Annotated in this window: 15 protein-coding genes and 2 pseudogenes; 14 read left to right on the forward strand and 3 right to left on the reverse strand. The window is 59.6% G+C overall.

Annotated features, from left to right (window positions below; translation table 11 throughout):
- Window positions 1-79: 79 nt before the first annotated feature.
- Genes PG5_RS11485 through PG5_RS11505 form a run of 5 tightly spaced genes read left to right on the forward strand, consistent with a single transcriptional unit; the run spans window position 80 to window position 4,062 of the window.
- The gene (locus PG5_RS11485) at window positions 80-1,045 is read left to right on the forward strand and encodes a sulfonate ABC transporter substrate-binding protein (RefSeq protein WP_020797292.1); all 966 of its coding nucleotides are present in this window, start codon (window positions 80-82) and stop codon (window positions 1,043-1,045) included.
- Window positions 1,046-1,070: 25 nt separating this feature from the next.
- A complete protein-coding gene (gene ssuD, locus PG5_RS11490; RefSeq protein WP_020797293.1) occupies window positions 1,071-2,219 on the forward strand; it encodes an FMNH2-dependent alkanesulfonate monooxygenase in 1,149 nt (382 codons plus the stop codon).
- 8 nt (window positions 2,220-2,227) lie between these two features.
- Window positions 2,228-3,010 (forward strand): aliphatic sulfonate ABC transporter permease SsuC, encoded by a 783-nt coding sequence (gene ssuC / locus PG5_RS11495; protein ID WP_020797294.1) that lies wholly within the window; start codon window positions 2,228-2,230, stop codon window positions 3,008-3,010.
- Window positions 3,007-3,813, forward strand: coding sequence for an aliphatic sulfonates ABC transporter ATP-binding protein (ssuB, locus tag PG5_RS11500; RefSeq protein ID WP_020797295.1), 807 nt, complete (start codon window positions 3,007-3,009; stop codon window positions 3,811-3,813). The genes ssuC and ssuB overlap by 4 nt, the downstream gene beginning before the upstream one ends.
- A 33-nt stretch (window positions 3,814-3,846) precedes the next feature.
- Window positions 3,847-4,062: a molybdopterin-binding protein gene (locus PG5_RS11505; RefSeq protein ID WP_007967989.1), complete on the forward strand. Its 216-nt coding sequence runs from the start codon at window positions 3,847-3,849 to the stop codon at window positions 4,060-4,062.
- A gap of 118 nt (window positions 4,063-4,180) precedes the next feature.
- Here the strand turns inward: PG5_RS11505 and PG5_RS11510 are convergent, their stop codons facing one another.
- Together PG5_RS11510 and PG5_RS11515 are read right to left on the reverse strand one after the other, a co-directional pair.
- On the reverse strand, window positions 4,181-4,816 hold the full coding sequence (locus tag PG5_RS11510) for a TetR/AcrR family transcriptional regulator (protein WP_020797296.1): 636 nt from the start codon (window positions 4,814-4,816) through the stop codon (window positions 4,181-4,183).
- Window positions 4,817-5,041: 225 nt separating this feature from the next.
- A complete protein-coding gene (locus PG5_RS11515) occupies window positions 5,042-6,418 on the reverse strand; it encodes a glutamine synthetase family protein (RefSeq protein WP_015097275.1) in 1,377 nt (458 codons plus the stop codon).
- A gap of 278 nt (window positions 6,419-6,696) precedes the next feature.
- On the opposite strand from PG5_RS11515, the gene PG5_RS11520 reads away from it, so the two are divergent.
- The 8 genes from PG5_RS11520 to PG5_RS11555 all read left to right on the forward strand — a co-directional run bounded on the left by PG5_RS11520 (window position 6,697) and on the right by PG5_RS11555 (window position 15,460).
- A complete protein-coding gene (locus PG5_RS11520) occupies window positions 6,697-7,056 on the forward strand; it encodes a gamma-glutamyl-gamma-aminobutyrate hydrolase family protein (RefSeq protein WP_020797297.1) in 360 nt (119 codons plus the stop codon).
- 37 nt (window positions 7,057-7,093) lie between these two features.
- Entirely contained in the window at window positions 7,094-8,452 is a 1,359-nt protein-coding gene (locus PG5_RS11525) for a glutamine synthetase family protein (RefSeq protein WP_008064954.1), read from the forward strand.
- Between the two features lie 59 nt (window positions 8,453-8,511).
- Window positions 8,512-9,876, forward strand: a complete 1,365-nt coding sequence (locus tag PG5_RS11530) for an aspartate aminotransferase family protein (RefSeq protein ID WP_020797299.1) — start codon at window positions 8,512-8,514, stop codon at window positions 9,874-9,876.
- A 169-nt stretch (window positions 9,877-10,045) separates the two neighbouring features.
- Window positions 10,046-11,158, forward strand: a complete 1,113-nt coding sequence (locus PG5_RS11535; RefSeq protein WP_020797300.1) for a polyamine ABC transporter substrate-binding protein — start codon at window positions 10,046-10,048, stop codon at window positions 11,156-11,158.
- A 188-nt stretch (window positions 11,159-11,346) separates the two neighbouring features.
- Complete coding sequence (locus PG5_RS11540) at window positions 11,347-12,444, forward strand: polyamine ABC transporter substrate-binding protein (RefSeq protein ID WP_020797301.1); 1,098 nt, start codon at window positions 11,347-11,349, stop codon at window positions 12,442-12,444.
- Window positions 12,445-12,516: 72 nt separating this feature from the next.
- Window positions 12,517-13,659, forward strand: coding sequence for an ABC transporter ATP-binding protein (locus PG5_RS11545; protein WP_020797302.1), 1,143 nt, complete (start codon window positions 12,517-12,519; stop codon window positions 13,657-13,659).
- Between the two features lie 35 nt (window positions 13,660-13,694).
- Window positions 13,695-14,576: an ABC transporter permease subunit gene (locus tag PG5_RS11550; RefSeq protein ID WP_231989931.1), complete on the forward strand. Its 882-nt coding sequence runs from the start codon at window positions 13,695-13,697 to the stop codon at window positions 14,574-14,576.
- Window positions 14,573-15,460, forward strand: coding sequence for an ABC transporter permease subunit (locus PG5_RS11555; protein WP_020797304.1), 888 nt, complete (start codon window positions 14,573-14,575; stop codon window positions 15,458-15,460). The genes PG5_RS11550 and PG5_RS11555 overlap by 4 nt, the downstream gene beginning before the upstream one ends.
- Before the next feature lie 141 nt (window positions 15,461-15,601).
- Here PG5_RS11555 and PG5_RS11560 read toward each other — a convergent pair.
- Window positions 15,602-15,903: pseudogene (locus tag PG5_RS11560) on the reverse strand (phosphohydrolase); the annotation flags it as partial.
- Between PG5_RS11560 and PG5_RS34155 the strand changes: the two are divergent.
- Window positions 15,900-16,052, forward strand: a pseudogene (locus PG5_RS34155) (helix-turn-helix domain-containing protein); the annotation flags it as partial. The pseudogenes PG5_RS11560 and PG5_RS34155 sit on opposite strands and share 4 nt — an antisense overlap.
- Window positions 16,053-16,128: the final 76 nt, after the last annotated feature.

Genomic DNA, 16,128 nt, shown 5'->3' on the forward strand with positions numbered 1-16,128 from the left:
AATTGATGTACTGGCCTTACTCGCCCGCTAACGGGCAAGCAGGTGCAGCCAAAAACCCAACTGCAAAAAGGAGAGCGCCATGCGCCCTGTCATTTTGCGTCGTGGTCTGGTCGCTCTGTTTGCTGCGGCTGTCACCTTCGGCGCCATTACTCAAGCTCAGGCCGAGACGCTTCGTATCGGTTACCAGAAATATGGCACCCTGGTGCTGCTCAAAGCCAAGGGGACTCTGGAAAAACGCCTTGCCGCCCAAGGCGTGGACGTGCAATGGACTGAGTTCCCCGGTGGTCCGCAACTGCTCGAAGGCCTGAACGTCGGCTCCATCGACTTCGGCGTTACTGGCGAAACCCCGCCAGTGTTCGCCCAGGCCGCGGGCGCGGATCTGCTCTACGTCGCCTACGAACCGCCAGCGCCGCACAGTGAAGCGATCCTGGTGCCGAAGGACTCGCCGATCAAATCGGTGAAGGACCTCAAGGGTAAGAAAGTCGTCCTGAACAAAGGCTCCAATGTGCATTACTTGCTGGTCCGCGCCCTGGAAGACGCCGGCCTCAAGTACAGCGATATCCAGACCGTATTCCTGCCGCCGGCTGATGCCCGCGCCGCGTTCGAGCGTGGCAGTGTCGATGCCTGGGTCATCTGGGACCCATACCAGGCCGCCGCCGAACAGCAGCTGCAGGCCCATACCCTGCGCGATGGCCAAGGCATCGTCGATAACCACCAGTTCTACCTCGCCACCAAGCCCTATGCGCAGAAAAACCCTGAGGTGATCAAGACCCTCGTGGAAGAAGTGCGCGCAGTCGGTGAATGGTCCAAGGCCAATCCGGACGATGTGACCCAACAGGTTTCGCCACTGCTTGGCCTGCCAGCGGACATCACCCTGACGTCCGTGAAACGCCAGGGCTACGGCGCGCTGTTCCTGACCCCGGAAGTGGTCGCCGCCCAACAGAAAATCGCCGACAGCTTCTACCAGCTCAAGCTGATTCCCAAGCCTTTGAGCATCAAAGACGTGATCTGGACGCCGCCGGCAGCCGTTGCCAAAGCACAGTAATCGATTCCTTAAGGAGACCACTCCAATGAGCCTCAACATCTTCTGGTTCCTGCCTACCCACGGCGACGGCCATTACCTTGGCACCGCCGAAGGCGCTCGCGCCGTCGACCACGGTTACCTGCAACAAGTCGCGCAAGCGGCGGATCGCCTGGGTTTTGGCGGCGTGCTGATTCCCACCGGTCGTTCCTGCGAAGACTCGTGGCTGGTGGCCGCGTCGCTGATTCCAGTGACCCAGCGTTTGAAATTCCTCGTCGCGCTGCGCCCCGGGATCATTTCCCCGACGGTGGCGGCGCGTCAGGCGGCGACCCTGGATCGTTTGTCCGGTGGGCGTGCGCTGTTCAACCTGGTGACAGGCGGTGATCCGGAAGAGTTGGCCGGCGACGGTCTGTTCCTGACCCACGAAGAGCGCTATCAGGCCTCGGTGGAGTTCACCCGCATCTGGCGTCGGGTGCTGGAAGGCGAAACCGTCGATTACGACGGTCAGCACATCAGCGTGAAGGGCGCCAAGCTGCTCTATCCTCCGATCCAGCAACCGCGTCCGCCGCTGTACTTCGGCGGTTCGTCGGAAGCGACCCAGGATTTGGCGGCAGAGCAGGTCGAAATGGTCCTGACCTGGGGCGAGCCGCCGGCCGCCGTTGCCGAAAAAATCGCCCAGGTGCGCGCCAAGGCCGCCAAGCTCGGGCGCACTGTGCGCTTCGGTATTCGCCTGCATGTGATCGTGCGCGAAACCAATGCCCAGGCGTGGCAAGCGGCGGACCGACTGATCTCGCACCTGGACGACGACACCATCGCACGTGCCCAGGCTTCGCTGGCGCGTTTCGACTCGGTTGGCCAGCAACGTATGGCGGCTCTGCACGGCGGCAGTCGCGATAACCTGGAAGTCAGTCCCAACCTGTGGGCCGGTGTCGGCCTGGTGCGCGGCGGTGCCGGCACGGCGCTGGTGGGTGATGGTCCAACCGTGGCTGCCCGTGTAAAGGAGTACGCGGACCTGGGTATCGATACCTTTATCTTTTCCGGTTATCCACACCTGGAAGAGTCGTATCGCGTTGCCGAACTGCTGTTCTCGCACTTGGATATCGAGCGTCCCGAGTTGCCGAAAAGCGCCGGTTACGTCAGCCCGTTTGGCGAGATGGTTGCTAACGACATTCTCCCTAAAGCTGCGTCCCAGAGCTGAGGCGCACCATGAAGAAAGTCATTCACAGCCTTGCGCCATGGGCATTACCGGTCTTGCTGTTAGCGGTGTGGCAGTTGTCGGTGTCGGCGGGCTGGTTGTCGACGCGGATTCTGCCGGCGCCCATTGCCGTGATCGAAGCCGGGGTGAGCCTGGTCAGCAGTGGTGAAATCTGGACGCACCTGGCTATCAGCGGTTGGCGCGCGGCGCTGGGTTTCGCCATTGGCGGCGGCATCGGCCTGACCCTGGGCTTTATCACCGGCCTGTCGAAATGGGGCGAGCGCCTGCTCGACAGCTCGGTGCAGATGATCCGCAACGTGCCGCACCTGGCGCTGATTCCCTTGGTGATCCTGTGGTTCGGCATCGACGAGTCGGCGAAGATTTTCCTGGTGGCCCTGGGCACCTTGTTCCCGATCTACCTCAACACCTATCACGGCATCCGCAACGTCGACCCGGCGTTGGTGGAAATGTCGCGCAGCTACGGTCTGTCGGGTTTCAGCCTGTTTCGCCAAGTGATTCTGCCGGGGGCCTTGCCTTCGATCCTGGTCGGTGTGCGCTTTGCCCTGGGCTTCATGTGGCTGACGCTGATCGTCGCCGAAACCATCTCCGCCAGCTCCGGCATTGGCTACCTGGCGATGAACGCCCGGGAGTTCCTGCAGACCGACGTGGTGGTGCTGGCGATTCTGCTATACGCGGTGCTCGGCAAACTGGCCGACCTCGCGGCCCGTGGACTTGAACGCGTATGGCTGCGCTGGCATCCGGCCTATCAGGTCGTCAAGGGAGGTGCTGCATGACTGCCCAACAACCTCCACGCCTGCTGCGCGGAATCCCGCTGGCGGTGCGCAAGCTGCAAAAAACCTTCGGCTCGCGGCAGGTGCTGCGTGAGATCGACCTGCACGTTCCGGCCGGTCAATTCGTAGCAGTGGTCGGCCGTAGCGGCTGTGGCAAAAGTACCCTGCTGCGCTTGCTTGCTGGCCTCGACAAACCTACGGCTGGTGAATTGCTCGCCGGCACCGCTCCGCTGAGCGAGGCGCGGGAAGACACCCGGCTGATGTTCCAGGAAGCGCGTCTGCTGCCGTGGAAAAAGATCATCGACAACGTTGGCCTCGGCCTCAAGGGCAACTGGCGTCCGCAAGCGCTGAAAGCCCTGGAAGCGGTCGGCCTGGCGGATCGCGCCAACGAGTGGCCGGCGGCGTTGTCCGGAGGGCAGAAGCAACGTGTGGCGCTGGCTCGCGCACTGATCCATCAACCGCGCCTGCTGTTGCTCGACGAGCCGTTGGGTGCGCTGGATGCGCTGACCCGAATTGAAATGCAGCAGATGATCGAGCGGCTCTGGCAACAACACGGCTTTACGGTGTTGCTGGTCACCCACGACGTCAGCGAAGCGGTGGCGATCGCCGATCGGGTGATCCTGATCGAAGACGGTGAGGTCGGCCTCGACCTGCACGTGGAACTGCCGCGCCCTCGGGTCCGCGGCTCCCATCGGCTGGCGGCGCTGGAAACCGAAGTGCTCAACCGCGTGCTGTCACTGCCGGGGCAACCACCGGAGCCGGAACCTGTTTCACCCTTGCCTACGCAGTTGCGTTGGGCTCAATAACTCAAGCCTCAATCAACGACAGGAATCAACATCATGACTATCAAGGCCATCAACGTTCGCAACCAGTTCAAAGGCTCCATCAAGGAAATCGTACTCGGTGACGTGCTGTCGGAAATCGATGTGCAGACCGCTTCCGGCATCGTCACCTCGGTGATCACCACGCGTTCGGTGAAAGAGCTGGAACTGGCGGTGGGCAGCGAAGTGATCGCGTTCGTGAAATCCACCGAGGTGTCGATCGCCAAATTGTGAGTCGTACGTGTGATCGTTCCCACGCTCTGCGTGGGAATGCCTCAACGGACGCTCCGCGTTCGGCCTTTGGGGACGCAGAGCGTCCCGGGCTGCATTCCCACGCAGAGCGTGGGAACGATCAGCGTGCGGAGCGCTTGGGCAGGTACGGCGGCAAGTACAGCCCCAGATACGCATCGAACACCCGCATCCCTTCCTCAGCCATGCGCGGCGTGATCTGCCCGTGCTGCTGCACCGAGCGCGCATAAACCCGGTCCCCGAGCTCCATGGCCAAGGCAAACACATCGACATCGTCCGGCAACCTTGGCAGCTCGAAATGGTGATCGAACAACTTGTGCATCAGGTCGCCCAACTCAATGTCGTGCTGGCGGTCGGCCTGGGTGACTTCGGTCAGGCCGTGCTGGGCCAGAATCAATTGGCGGGCCGCGGCGTCTTCGCTGTAGATCTCAAGCATCCGTTGCTCGACCAGTCGCGACAGGTCACGCCAACCACTTAAAGCGTCATGGTCGATAGGTGCCTGCAGGCAGGCGCGGAAGGCCGCGTGGACGTCGGCCGTCAGCGCCTCCAGCAGGGACGGGACGCTGGCGAAGAAGTGGTAGACGGAGGAGGGCGGGATTTGTGCGCGTTCGGCGACACTGTAGATCGACAGACTGGCCACGCCCTCGGCGGCCAGCAGCGTGCGGGCGGCATCGAGTATCGAATCGATCCGGGCCTGGCTGCGTGCACGGGGTTTGCGAACGGTGGCGGTGCGCGTCATTGGAGTCTCCTGCGGGGCAGGGGGCATTGTACGAGCAGGGTTTGATGTTGTCTGCCTGGACGCCTTCGCGAGCAGGTCGCTCCCACAAGGATTGCCTGTGTTCACGAAAATGATGTTCACTGAAATTTACTGTGGGAGCGAGCCTGCTCGCGAACCGCCGCAGGCGGCCATAAAAAAACGCCGCTGGCTGTGAGGCCGGCGGCGCTTCTTGTTCACTGCAACCACTTACACGGTATGCAGGTACCAGTTGTACTCGAGGTCGGAGATGGAGTGTTCGAACTCCTCCAGCTCGCTCTCTTTACAGGCCACGAAGATATCGATGTATTTCGGATCGATGTACTTGGCCATGACTTCGCTGTCGTCCAGCTCGCGCAACGCATCACGCAAGTTGTTTGGCAGGCTCTGCTCGTTCTGCTCGTAGCTGTTGCCTTCCACCGGGGCACCTGGCTCGATCTTGTTGACCAGGCCGTGGTGCACGCCTGCCAGGACCGAAGCCATCAGCAGGTACGGGTTGGCATCGGCACCGGCCACGCGGTGTTCGATACGTACGGCATCGGCGGAGCCGGTCGGTACGCGAATCGCTACGGTGCGGTTGTCCAGGCCCCAGCACGGCGAGTTCGGCACATAGAACTGCGCGCCGAAACGACGGTAGGAGTTGACGTTCGGGCAGAGGAAAGCCATCTGCGCCGGTAGGGTCTCGAGCACACCGCCGATCGCGTGACGCAGCGCGGCGTTCTGCTCGGGATCCTCACTGGCAAAAATATTCTTGCCGTCTTTGTCGAGAATCGAAATGTGCACGTGCAGACCGTTGCCCGCCTGGCCCGGGTAAGGCTTGGCCATGAAGGTGGTGTCCATTTCATGGTCGTAGGCGATGTTCTTGATCAGGCGCTTGAGCAGCACTGCGTAGTCGCAGGCCTTGATCGGGTCGGCCACGTGGTGCAGGTTCACTTCGAACTGCGCCGGGGCACTTTCCTTGACGATGGCGTCGGCAGGGATGCCTTGCTCTTTGGCGCCTTCCAGAATGTCCTGGAGACAGTCGACGTATTCGTCGAGGTCGTCGATCAGGTAGACCTGTGTCGAGTGCGGGCGTTTACCGGAAACCGGCGAGCGAGGCGGTTGCGGACGGCCGTTCACGTTCTCCTGGTCGATCAGGTAGAACTCCAGTTCGAACGCGGCGCAGATGGTCAGGCCCATTTCGTCGAACTTGCGCACGACGTTGGCCAGCACTTCGCGCGGGTCGGCGAAGAATGGCTCGCCTTCGAGTTCGTGCATGGTCATCAGCAGTTGCGCGGTCGGGCGCTTCTGCCATGGCTCGTTGCACAGGGTATCGGGGATTGGATAGCAGATTCGGTCAGCATCACCGATGTCCAGGCCCAGGCCGGTGCTTTCCACCGTAGAGCCATTGATATCCAGAGCAAATAGGGAGGCCGGCAGGTTGATGCCTTTCTCGTAAACCTTGTGGAGGCTGGTGCGTTCGATGCGCTTGCCGCGCACCACACCATTCATATCCGCAATCAGAAGGTCAACGTACAGAACCTCAGGATGTTCCTTAAGGAACGCGTTCGCTTCGTTAAGCTGAACGGCACGCGGGGGTACCGACATGATGCAACACCTTTGTTGTTAAAAATATCAATCATTGATCTTTTCGGATTCCAGTCAACCCGAACGGCATGCCGAAGTCAAGCGAGGCCTTTTTTGCCCTAAAAAAGCGCTCGCATGGCTTTTTTGAGGCTCTTTGGGGCGTTTTCATCCCCCGTGGCCGTTTGACGCCCGCAGGCTTGAGCGGGCCGTGTTGTATTTTTTACGGGGGTGTTGTGTAAAAAAATGAACAAGGCTAAGCTCGAATCAAACCCATAACAGCAATAATACCGGGGTGCTTCATGTATCGCCTGCCGATAATCGGCGTCACCGCCTGCTCTTCGCAGACCGGTCTGAATGCTTATCACATCAGTGGCGACATCTGCGTCAGCGCCAAGGCCGCACCGGCTCCTGGCCTGTCGGTGATCTTCCCGTCCCTGGCGGATCAACCGTCTCTGTCCGATATTCTGGACGGTCTCGACGGCACACCCATTACGGTTACTCCATTCAATATAGAACCGATTCACAATAGCGGCTCGGCCTTTGTGCAGGGCACCGCTCGTGATTCTGCACGCCTGGTATGTGCAGAAGTACACACAAGCACGATAGCCTGGCGCAAACTTGCATTTCAACGCGACGCCGATGCGTCAACTATCGCCTGACCTCAAGCGTCAGGAAACTCAAAGCCTAGAGGCATTTATGAGTAACAACCTCGACCAGCTCACCGATTGGTTGAAAGACCACAAGATCACAGAAGTCGAATGCATGATCGCCGACTTGACCGGGATTACCCGGGGCAAGATTTCGCCGACCAACAAATTCATCGCCGAAAAAGGCATGCGTCTGCCAGAAAGTGTGCTGCTGCAGACCGTGACCGGCGATTACGTCGAAGACGACATCTATTACGAGCTGCTCGACCCGGCCGACATCGACATGATCTGCCGTCCCGACCAGAACGCGGTGTTTCCGGTGCCATGGGCCATCGAACCGACCGCCATCGTCATCCACGATACCTATGACAAGCAGGGCAACCCGATTGAGCTGTCGCCGCGCAACGTGCTCAAGAAGGTCCTGAAACTCTATGCCGACAAAGGCTGGCAGCCGATCGTGGCGCCGGAAATGGAGTTCTACCTGACCAAGCGCAGCGACGACCCGGATTATCCGTTGCAGCCGCCGATCGGCCGCTCCGGGCGTCCGGAAATCGGTCGCCAGTCGTTCTCCATCGAGGCGGCGAACGAATTCGATCCATTGTTCGAGGACGTCTATGACTGGTGCGAATTGCAGGAACTGGACCTCGACACGCTGATCCACGAAGACGGCACGGCGCAGATGGAAATCAACTTCCGTCATGGCGATGCCCTGTCCCTGGCCGACCAGATCCTGGTGTTCAAGCGCACCATGCGCGAAGCCGCCCTCAAGCACGACGTGGCAGCTACCTTCATGGCCAAGCCGATGACCGGCGAGCCGGGCAGTGCCATGCACTTGCACCAGAGCATCATCGACATCGAGACCGGCAAGAACATCTTCTCCAATGAAGACGGGACCATGAGCGAGCTGTTCCTGCAGCACATCGGTGGCCTGCAGAAACTGATTCCCGAGTTGCTGCCGCTGTTCGCCCCCAACGTCAACTCGTTCCGCCGCTTCCTGCCGGACACCTCGGCACCGGTAAACGTGGAATGGGGCGAAGAGAACCGCACCGTGGGCCTGCGTGTACCGGATGCCGGGCCGCAAAACCGGCGTGTGGAAAACCGCCTGCCGGGTGCCGATGCCAACCCGTACCTGGCCATTGCCGCGAGCCTGCTGTGTGGCTACATCGGCATGGTCGAAGGCCTGAACCCGAGCGCACCGGTGGTGGGTCGTGGTTATGAGCGCCGCAACCTGCGCCTGCCACTGACCATCGAAGACGCGCTCGAGCGTATGGAAAACAGCGCAACCATCGAGCGCTACCTGGGCAAAACTTTCATCACTGGCTACGTCGCGGTCAAGCGGGCCGAGCATGAAAACTTCAAGCGCGTGATCAGTTCGTGGGAACGGGAATTCCTGCTTTTTGCCGTCTGACGCGCCGTGCGCCGCCGTTGTCGGGTGGCGCTCTCACCTGGAATTTTTAGGAGATTGGTATGACCAGCAACAACCCGCAAACCCGTGAATGGCAAACCCTGAGCAGCGATCACCACCTGGCCCCGTTCAGCAACTTCAAGCAGCTGAAAGAGAAAGGCCCGCGGATCATCACCAACGCCAAGGGCGTCTACCTGTGGGACAGCGAAGGCAACAAGATCCTCGACGGCATGGCCGGTCTGTGGTGCGTAGCCATTGGTTACGGTCGCGATGAACTGGCGGACGCCGCCAGCAAGCAGATGCGCGAGCTGCCCTACTACAACCTGTTCTTCCAGACCGCTCACCCGCCGGTGCTGGAGCTGGCTAAGGCCATCGCCGATGTCGCGCCAGAAGGCATGAACCATGTGTTCTTCACCGGTTCCGGCTCTGAAGGCAACGACACCATGCTGCGCATGGTTCGTCACTACTGGGCGATCAAGGGCCAGCCGAAGAAGAAAGTCATCATCAGCCGCAAGAACGGCTATCACGGTTCCACCGTGGCCGGCGCCAGCCTGGGAGGCATGACCTACATGCACGAACAGGGCGACTTGCCGATTCCGGGCATCGTCCACATCGCCCAGCCATACTGGTTCGCCGAAGGCGGCGACATGACCCCGGAAGAGTTCGGGATCTGGGCTGCCAATCAGTTGGAAGAGAAGATTCTGGAAGTCGGCGTGGACAACGTCGGTGCATTTATTGCCGAGCCAATCCAGGGCGCCGGCGGCGTGATCATTCCGCCAGACACCTACTGGCCGCGCATCAAGGAAATCCTCGCCAAGTACGACATCCTGTTCGTGGCCGACGAAGTGATCTGCGGCTTCGGCCGTACCGGTGAGTGGTTCGGCAGCGACTTCTACGACCTCAAGCCGGACATGATGACCATCGCCAAAGGCCTGACCTCCGGCTATATCCCCATGGGTGGCCTGATCGTGCGCGATGAAGTGGTCGAAGTGCTCAACGAAGGCGGCGATTTCAACCACGGTTTCACCTACTCCGGGCACCCGGTGGCGGCGGCTGTAGGCCTGGAAAACATCCGTATCCTGCGCGACGAAAAAATTGTCGAGCGCGTCAAGGCAGAAACGGCACCGTATTTGCAGAAACGTCTGCGCGAACTGAACGATCACCCATTGGTGGGCGAAGTTCGTGGGGTAGGCCTGTTGGGGGCAATCGAACTGGTTCAGGACAAAGCTACTCGCAAGCGTTATGAAGGCAAGGGCGTCGGCATGATCTGCCGGCAGTTCTGCTTCGATAACGGGCTGATCATGCGTGCCGTGGGGGACACCATGATCATCGCGCCACCGCTGGTGATCTCGCCTGCGGAAATCGATGAGTTGGTGACCAAGGCACGCAAGTGCCTTGACCTGACCCTGAGTGCGTTGCAGGCCTAAGTGCTAGGCTCTGAGCGGGAGTCATGAAACTTTCGCTCAGGGCTGTCAGAAACGTTGGCCTTTCCTTGAAAGACCGCCTCGGATCTTGCCAGACTAGCCGCGGTTCCAGTTGTCCGGGTTCGGCCGCTGAACAAAGTGGTTCAAAAAAGAAAAATTTGGAGCATTACGCATGAAGGCATTAGGAAAAAAGCTTGCTGGCAAGACTCTCCTCGCCATGTCCCTGATGGGCATTATGGCGGGTGCGGTCCAGGCGGACGACAAGGTGTTGCACGTCTATAACTGGTCCGACTACATCGCTCCGGACACGATCAAGAAGTTTGAAGACGAGTCTGGGATCAAAGTGGTCTACGACGTCTTCGACAGTAATGAAACCCTCGAAGCCAAGTTGCTGGCAGGCAAGTCCGGTTATGACATCGTCGTACCGTCGAACAACTTCCTGGCCAAGCAGATCAAGGCTGGCGTCTACCAGAAGCTGGACAAGTCCAAGCTGCCAAACTGGAAAAACCTGAACACCGACTTGCTCAAGGCGGTATCGGTGAGCGACCCGGGTAACGAGCACGCCTTCCCTTACATGTGGGGTTCGATCGGCATCGGCTTCAACGCCGAGAAGGTCAAGGCTGCACTGGGCGCCGATGCGCCGACCAATTCCTGGGATCTGCTGTTCAAACCGGAAAACGCCGCCAAGTTGAAGTCGTGCGGTATCAGTTTCCTCGATTCGCCTACCGAGATGATTCCGGTGGCGTTGCATTACCTGGGCTATCCAACCGACAGCCAGGACAAGAAACAACTGGCCGAAGCCGAAGCACTGTTCCTGAAAATCCGTCCTTCGGTAGGCTACTTCCACTCGTCCAAGTACATCTCCGACCTGGCCAACGGCAACATCTGCGTGGCCGTGGGTTACTCGGGCGACATCTACCAGGCCAAGGCGCGTGCCGCCGAAGCCGGTGACAAAGTGAAAGTCAGCTACAACATTCCAAAAGAAGGTGCTGGCAGCTTCTACGACATGGTCGCCATCCCTAAAGATGCCGAAAACGTCGAAGGCGCCTACAAGTTCATGACCTTCCTGCAGAAGCCGGAAATCATGGCTGAAATCACCAACGCCGTGCGTTTCCCGAACGGTAACGCGGCCGCCACGCCATTGGTTGATAAAGAAATCACCGCCGACCCAGGCATCTACCCGCCAGCGGACGTGCTGGCCAAGCTGTACGCGATTGCCGACTTGCCGGCCGCGACCCAGCGGATCCTGACTCGCAGCTGGACCAAGATCAAATCCGGTAAATAAGCCGGTTTGATGCAACAACCTGTTGTTGCCACCTGCGCGGCGGCAACAACAGGATCAATTAAATGACAGAAAGTTTTGCTGGAACGGTTTTTCGAGGGTAAGTTGCGCGCCGGTTTTGTTGTAAGGCAGCCATGGCTGTCATGTAACGCGGGGCAACTTGAGCCCAACTCATTTTAGAGGACCTCCACTTGCCTATTTTTTCTTTGTTGCGCAATGCCATGCTGGTCGCTGCCGGGTTGACGCTTGTCGTCAATGTTCAGGCTGCCGGCACCGTGCATATTTATAACTGGTCGGATTACATCGGCGAGACCACCCTGGCCGACTTCCAGAAAGAGACCGGTATCAAACCGGTTTATGACGTATTCGATTCCAACGAAACCCTGGAAGGCAAGTTGCTGGCCGGGCGTACCGGTTATGACGTGGTCGTGCCGTCCAACCACTTCCTCGGCAAACAGATCAAGGCCGGTGCTTTCCAGAAGCTCGACAAATCGAAGTTGCCGAACTATTCGAACCTCGATCCGGTGCTGCTCAAGCGCCTGGAGCAAAACGATCCGGGTAACCTGTACGCCGTGCCGTACCTGTGGGGTACCAACGGCATCGGTTACAACCCCGAAAAGGTCAAGGCTGCGCTGGGCGTCGACAAGATCGATTCCTGGGCGGCGGTCTTTGAGCCGGAGAACATCAAGAAGCTGCAAAGCTGCGGCGTGGCGTTCCTCGATTCCGCCGATGAAATGATGCCGACGGTCCTCAACTACATGGGCCTGGATGCTAATAGCACCAACCCCGAAGACTACAAAAAAGCCGAAGCCAAGTTGCTGGCGGTTCGGCCTTACGTGACTTACTTCCACTCCTCCAAATACATCGCGGACCTGGCCAACGGCGATATCTGCGTGGCCATCGGTTTCTCCGGTGACATGTTCCAGGCCCGCAACCGCGCGGCCGAAGCGAAGAAGGGCGTGGACATCGCCTATTCGATTCCCAAGGAAGGCGGTGCGCTGTGGTTCGACATGCTGGCGATTCCGAAGGATTCGGCCAACGTCAAGGAAGCGCACGCGTTCATCAACTATTTGCTGAAACCTGAGGTGATTGCCCAGGTCAGTGATTACGTCGGCTACGCCAACCCTAACCCCGGGTCGGACAAACTGATGGAACAGTCCATTCGCACCGACGAAGCGGTTTATCCACCGCAAGCGGTACTCGACAAGACCTACGTGTCCATCGAGTTACCACCAAACATACAACGTTTGATGACCCGCAGCTGGACCAAGGTCAAGTCGGGTAAATAGCTTCAAGGCTCAAACTATCCAAGGTTGGCTCACCTTGAGCGAACTGCACTCTTTTTGTTGGGAGTTTCGTAAATGGCAGTTGCCTCCGGCGCCTATAAGAAAGCCCTCGAGGGCGACCAGACACCTAAACAGGTGCTGGTCAAAATCGACCGGGTCACGAAGAAGTTCGACGAGACGATTGCCGTGGACGACGTGTCCCTGGAAATCAAGAAAGGCGAGATTTTCGCCCTGCTCGGCGGTTCGGGATCGGGCAAATCCACCCTGCTGCGCATGCTCGCCGGCTTCGAACGACCGACTGAAGGGCGGATCTTCCTCGACGGCGTGGACATCACTGACATGCCGCCGTACGAGCGGCCGATCAACATGATGTTCCAGTCTTACGCCCTGTTCCCGCACATGACCGTGGCGCAGAACATCGCCTTCGGCCTCAAGCAGGACAAACTGCCCGCCGCTGAGATCGATGCGCGCGTGGCCGATATGCTCAAGCTGGTTCAGATGACCCAGTACGCCAAGCGCAAGCCGCATCAGTTGTCCGGTGGCCAGCGCCAGCGTGTGGCCCTGGCCCGTTCGCTGGCCAAGCGTCCAAAGCTGCTGCTGCTCGACGAACCGATGGGCGCGCTGGATAAAAAACTGCGTTCGCAAATGCAGCTGGAGCTGGTCGAGATCATCGAGCGCGTTGGCGTGACCTGCGTGATGGTGACCCACGACCAGGAAGAGGCCATGACCATGGCCGAGCGCATCGCGATCATGCACCTGGGCTGGATCGCCCAGATCGGCAGCCCGATCGACATCTACGAAACCCCGACCAGCCGCCTGGTCTGCGAATTCATCGGCAACGTCAACATCTTCGACGGTGAAGTGATCGACGACGCCGAGGGCCACGCGATCATCACCTGCAAGGACCTCGACCGGAAGATCTACGTGGGCCACGGCATCAGCACCTCGGTGCAGGACAAATCCGTGACCTATGCGATCCGTCCGGAAAAGCTGCTCGTGACCCCGACCATGCCGACCTGTGAATACAACTGGTCCAGCGGCAAAGTGCACGACATCGCCTATCTCGGTGGTCACTCGGTGTTCTACGTCGAACTGCCGAGCGGCAAGATCGTCCAGTCGTTCGTCGCCAACGCCGAGCGCCGTGGCCAGCGACCAACCTGGGGTGACCAGGTGTACGTGTATTGGGAAGACGATAGCGGCGTGGTACTTCGCTCATGAACATGCGCAAATTCAAACGCCGCCTCAATCGAATAATTCCCGGTGGCCGCCAGCTGGTCATCGGGGTTCCCTTCATCTGGCTGTTCCTGTTCTTCATGTTGCCGTTCTTCATCGTCCTGAAGATCAGCTTCGCCGAAGCCGACGTGGCCATCCCGCCGTACACCGAGATCTACAGCTACGCCGAACAGAAACTGCAGGTGCTGCTGAACCTGGGCAACTACGTGATGCTCGGCGACGACGAGTTGTACATCGCCGCTTACCTCGGCTCGTTGAAGATGGCACTCTTCAGCACCATCCTCTGCCTGCTGATCGGCTACCCGATGGCCTACGCCATCGCCAGTGCCCGCAAAGAGCTGCAAACGGTGCTGGTTCTGCTGATCATGATGCCGACCTGGACCGCGATCCTGATCCGCGTCTATGCGTGGATGGGCATCCTCAGCAACAACGGCCTGCTCAACGGTTTCCTGATGACCATGGGCTGGATCAGTGAGCCGCTGCAGATCCTCAACACCAACCTCGCCGTGTACATCGGTGTGGTGTATTCGTACCTGCCGTTCATGATCCTGCCGCTGTACGCCAACCTGGTGAAACACGACACCAGCCTGCTGGAAGCCGCGTCGGACCTCGGTTCGAGCACCTTCAACAGCTTCTGGAAGATCACCGTGCCGCTGTCGAAAAACGGCATCATCGCCGGCTGCATGCTGGTGTTCATCCCGGTGGTGGGCGAGTTCGTGATCCCGGAACTGCTTGGCGGTCCGGAGACCCTGATGATCGGTAAAGTGCTCTGGCAAGAGTTCTTCAACAACCGTGACTGGCCGGTGGCATCCGCCCTGGCAGTGGTGATGCTGGCGATCCTGATTGTGCCGATCATCCTGTTCAACCGCAGTCAGGCCAAGGAAATGGAGGGTAAAGAATGAAACGCTTCCGTTTCTCCAGCCTGATGCTGGTACTGGGTCTGTTGTTCATCTATCTGCCGATGCTGATCCTGGTGATCTACTCCTTCAACGCCTCGAAGCTGGTGACGGTGTGGGGCGGCTGGTCGATCAAGTGGTACGTCGGCCTGATGGACAACACCCAACTGATGGGCTCGGTGGTGCGTTCGCTGGAAATCGCCTGCTACACGGCGGTGGCGGCAGTCGCACTGGGAACGCTGGCCGCGTTCGTCCTGACCCGCATCACCCACTTCAAGGGCCGTACGCTGTTCGGCGGCCTGGTCACCGCGCCGCTGGTGATGCCGGAAGTGATCACCGGTCTGTCGCTGTTGCTGCTGTTCGTGGCCATGGCACAGATGATCGGCTGGCCGCAGGAGCGTGGCATCGTGACGATCTGGATCGCCCACACCACGTTCTGTGCGGCGTATGTGGCGGTGGTGGTGTCGGCGCGCTTGCGTGAACTGGACCTGTCCATCGAAGAAGCGGCCATGGACCTCGGTGCGCGGCCATGGAAGGTGTTCTTCCTGATCACCATCCCGATGATCGCGCCATCCCTGGGCGCCGGCGGCATGATGTCGTTTGCCCTGTCGCTGGATGACCTGGTGTTGGCGAGCTTCGTGTCGGGCCCGGGTTCCACGACCTTGCCGATGGAAGTGTTCTCGGCGGTGCGCCTGGGCGTGAAGCCCGAGATCAACGCCGTGGCCAGCCTGATCCTGCTGGCAGTGTCGCTGATGACGTTCCTGGTCTGGTTCTTCAGCCGTCGCGCCGAAGAAGCGCGCAAGCGTGCGATCCAGCAAGCCATCGAAGAAAGCGCTGCCGATTCGTGGAAGCAACCGGACGTGCGTCGCGCGCAGCCGGAAGCGGCGTGAGTCTTAAATCGGGTTGACCACAATCCTGTGACCAACCCAAATCTAATGTGGGAGCGGGCTTGCTCGCGAAAGCGGAGTGTCAGTCACGAATATGTGGACTGACACTCCCTCTTCGCGAGCAAGCCCGCTCCCACATTTGCTTTAGGCAACCCAAGGGGATTGGCGAATGACTTCGACAAAATTCATCGGCTTGAACCCCGGTTCCTGATCTATCAAGACATCGGTCTTCACATTGCCGAACGTGGTCTGCGGACGATGGCGCAAGCCGTCGGCAAAGGCGCAGATGATGCACTCCTTGAACCCTTCGCCCCGTGGATGCGCATGCACCACCGCTTCACGCTGCACGGTGGAAACGCTGCGTAGTCCATGCCCAGCACATCCATTTCAACGCCAGCGGTCACCAGCGCCACGGTCGGCCGCAGGTGTTGCGGCACGCCCGGCGTGGGTGATGCTGGAAAGCACCCGCGCGCCGCTCAAGACCGTGGCTTACCAGTGCGGTTTCCGCGATGCTCAACACATGCGCAGCGTGTTCAACCGCAGGCTGGTGGTGACGCCCCAGCAGTTCAGGCAGAATTTTTCGGCGATGGTTTGAGCCATTTATTCTTGAGGACCTCTTCGCGAGCAGGCTCGCTCCCACAGGTGACCGAGTGTCCTCTAATGTGGGAGCG

This window comes from Pseudomonas sp. G5(2012), assembly GCF_000408945.1.
GTDB classification, from domain to species: Bacteria; Pseudomonadota; Gammaproteobacteria; order Pseudomonadales; family Pseudomonadaceae; genus Aquipseudomonas; species Aquipseudomonas umsongensis.

Coding starts and splice junctions, on each gene's coding strand:
- PG5_RS11510 (WP_020797296.1), bottom strand. CDS start 4,816: ATGACGCGCACCGCCACCGTTCGCAAACCCCGTGCACGCAGCCAGGCC.
- ssuD (WP_020797293.1), top strand. CDS start 1,071: ATGAGCCTCAACATCTTCTGGTTCCTGCCTACCCACGGCGACGGCCAT.
- PG5_RS11555 (WP_020797304.1), top strand. CDS start 14,573: ATGAAACGCTTCCGTTTCTCCAGCCTGATGCTGGTACTGGGTCTGTTG.
- PG5_RS11515 (WP_015097275.1), bottom strand. CDS start 6,418: ATGTCGGTACCCCCGCGTGCCGTTCAGCTTAACGAAGCGAACGCGTTC.
- PG5_RS11520 (WP_020797297.1), top strand. CDS start 6,697: ATGTATCGCCTGCCGATAATCGGCGTCACCGCCTGCTCTTCGCAGACC.
- PG5_RS11545 (WP_020797302.1), top strand. CDS start 12,517: ATGGCAGTTGCCTCCGGCGCCTATAAGAAAGCCCTCGAGGGCGACCAG.
- PG5_RS11525 (WP_008064954.1), top strand. CDS start 7,094: ATGAGTAACAACCTCGACCAGCTCACCGATTGGTTGAAAGACCACAAG.
- PG5_RS11530 (WP_020797299.1), top strand. CDS start 8,512: ATGACCAGCAACAACCCGCAAACCCGTGAATGGCAAACCCTGAGCAGC.
- PG5_RS11485 (WP_020797292.1), top strand. CDS start 80: ATGCGCCCTGTCATTTTGCGTCGTGGTCTGGTCGCTCTGTTTGCTGCG.
- ssuC (WP_020797294.1), top strand. CDS start 2,228: ATGAAGAAAGTCATTCACAGCCTTGCGCCATGGGCATTACCGGTCTTG.
- PG5_RS11535 (WP_020797300.1), top strand. CDS start 10,046: ATGAAGGCATTAGGAAAAAAGCTTGCTGGCAAGACTCTCCTCGCCATG.
- PG5_RS11505 (WP_007967989.1), top strand. CDS start 3,847: ATGACTATCAAGGCCATCAACGTTCGCAACCAGTTCAAAGGCTCCATC.
- ssuB (WP_020797295.1), top strand. CDS start 3,007: ATGACTGCCCAACAACCTCCACGCCTGCTGCGCGGAATCCCGCTGGCG.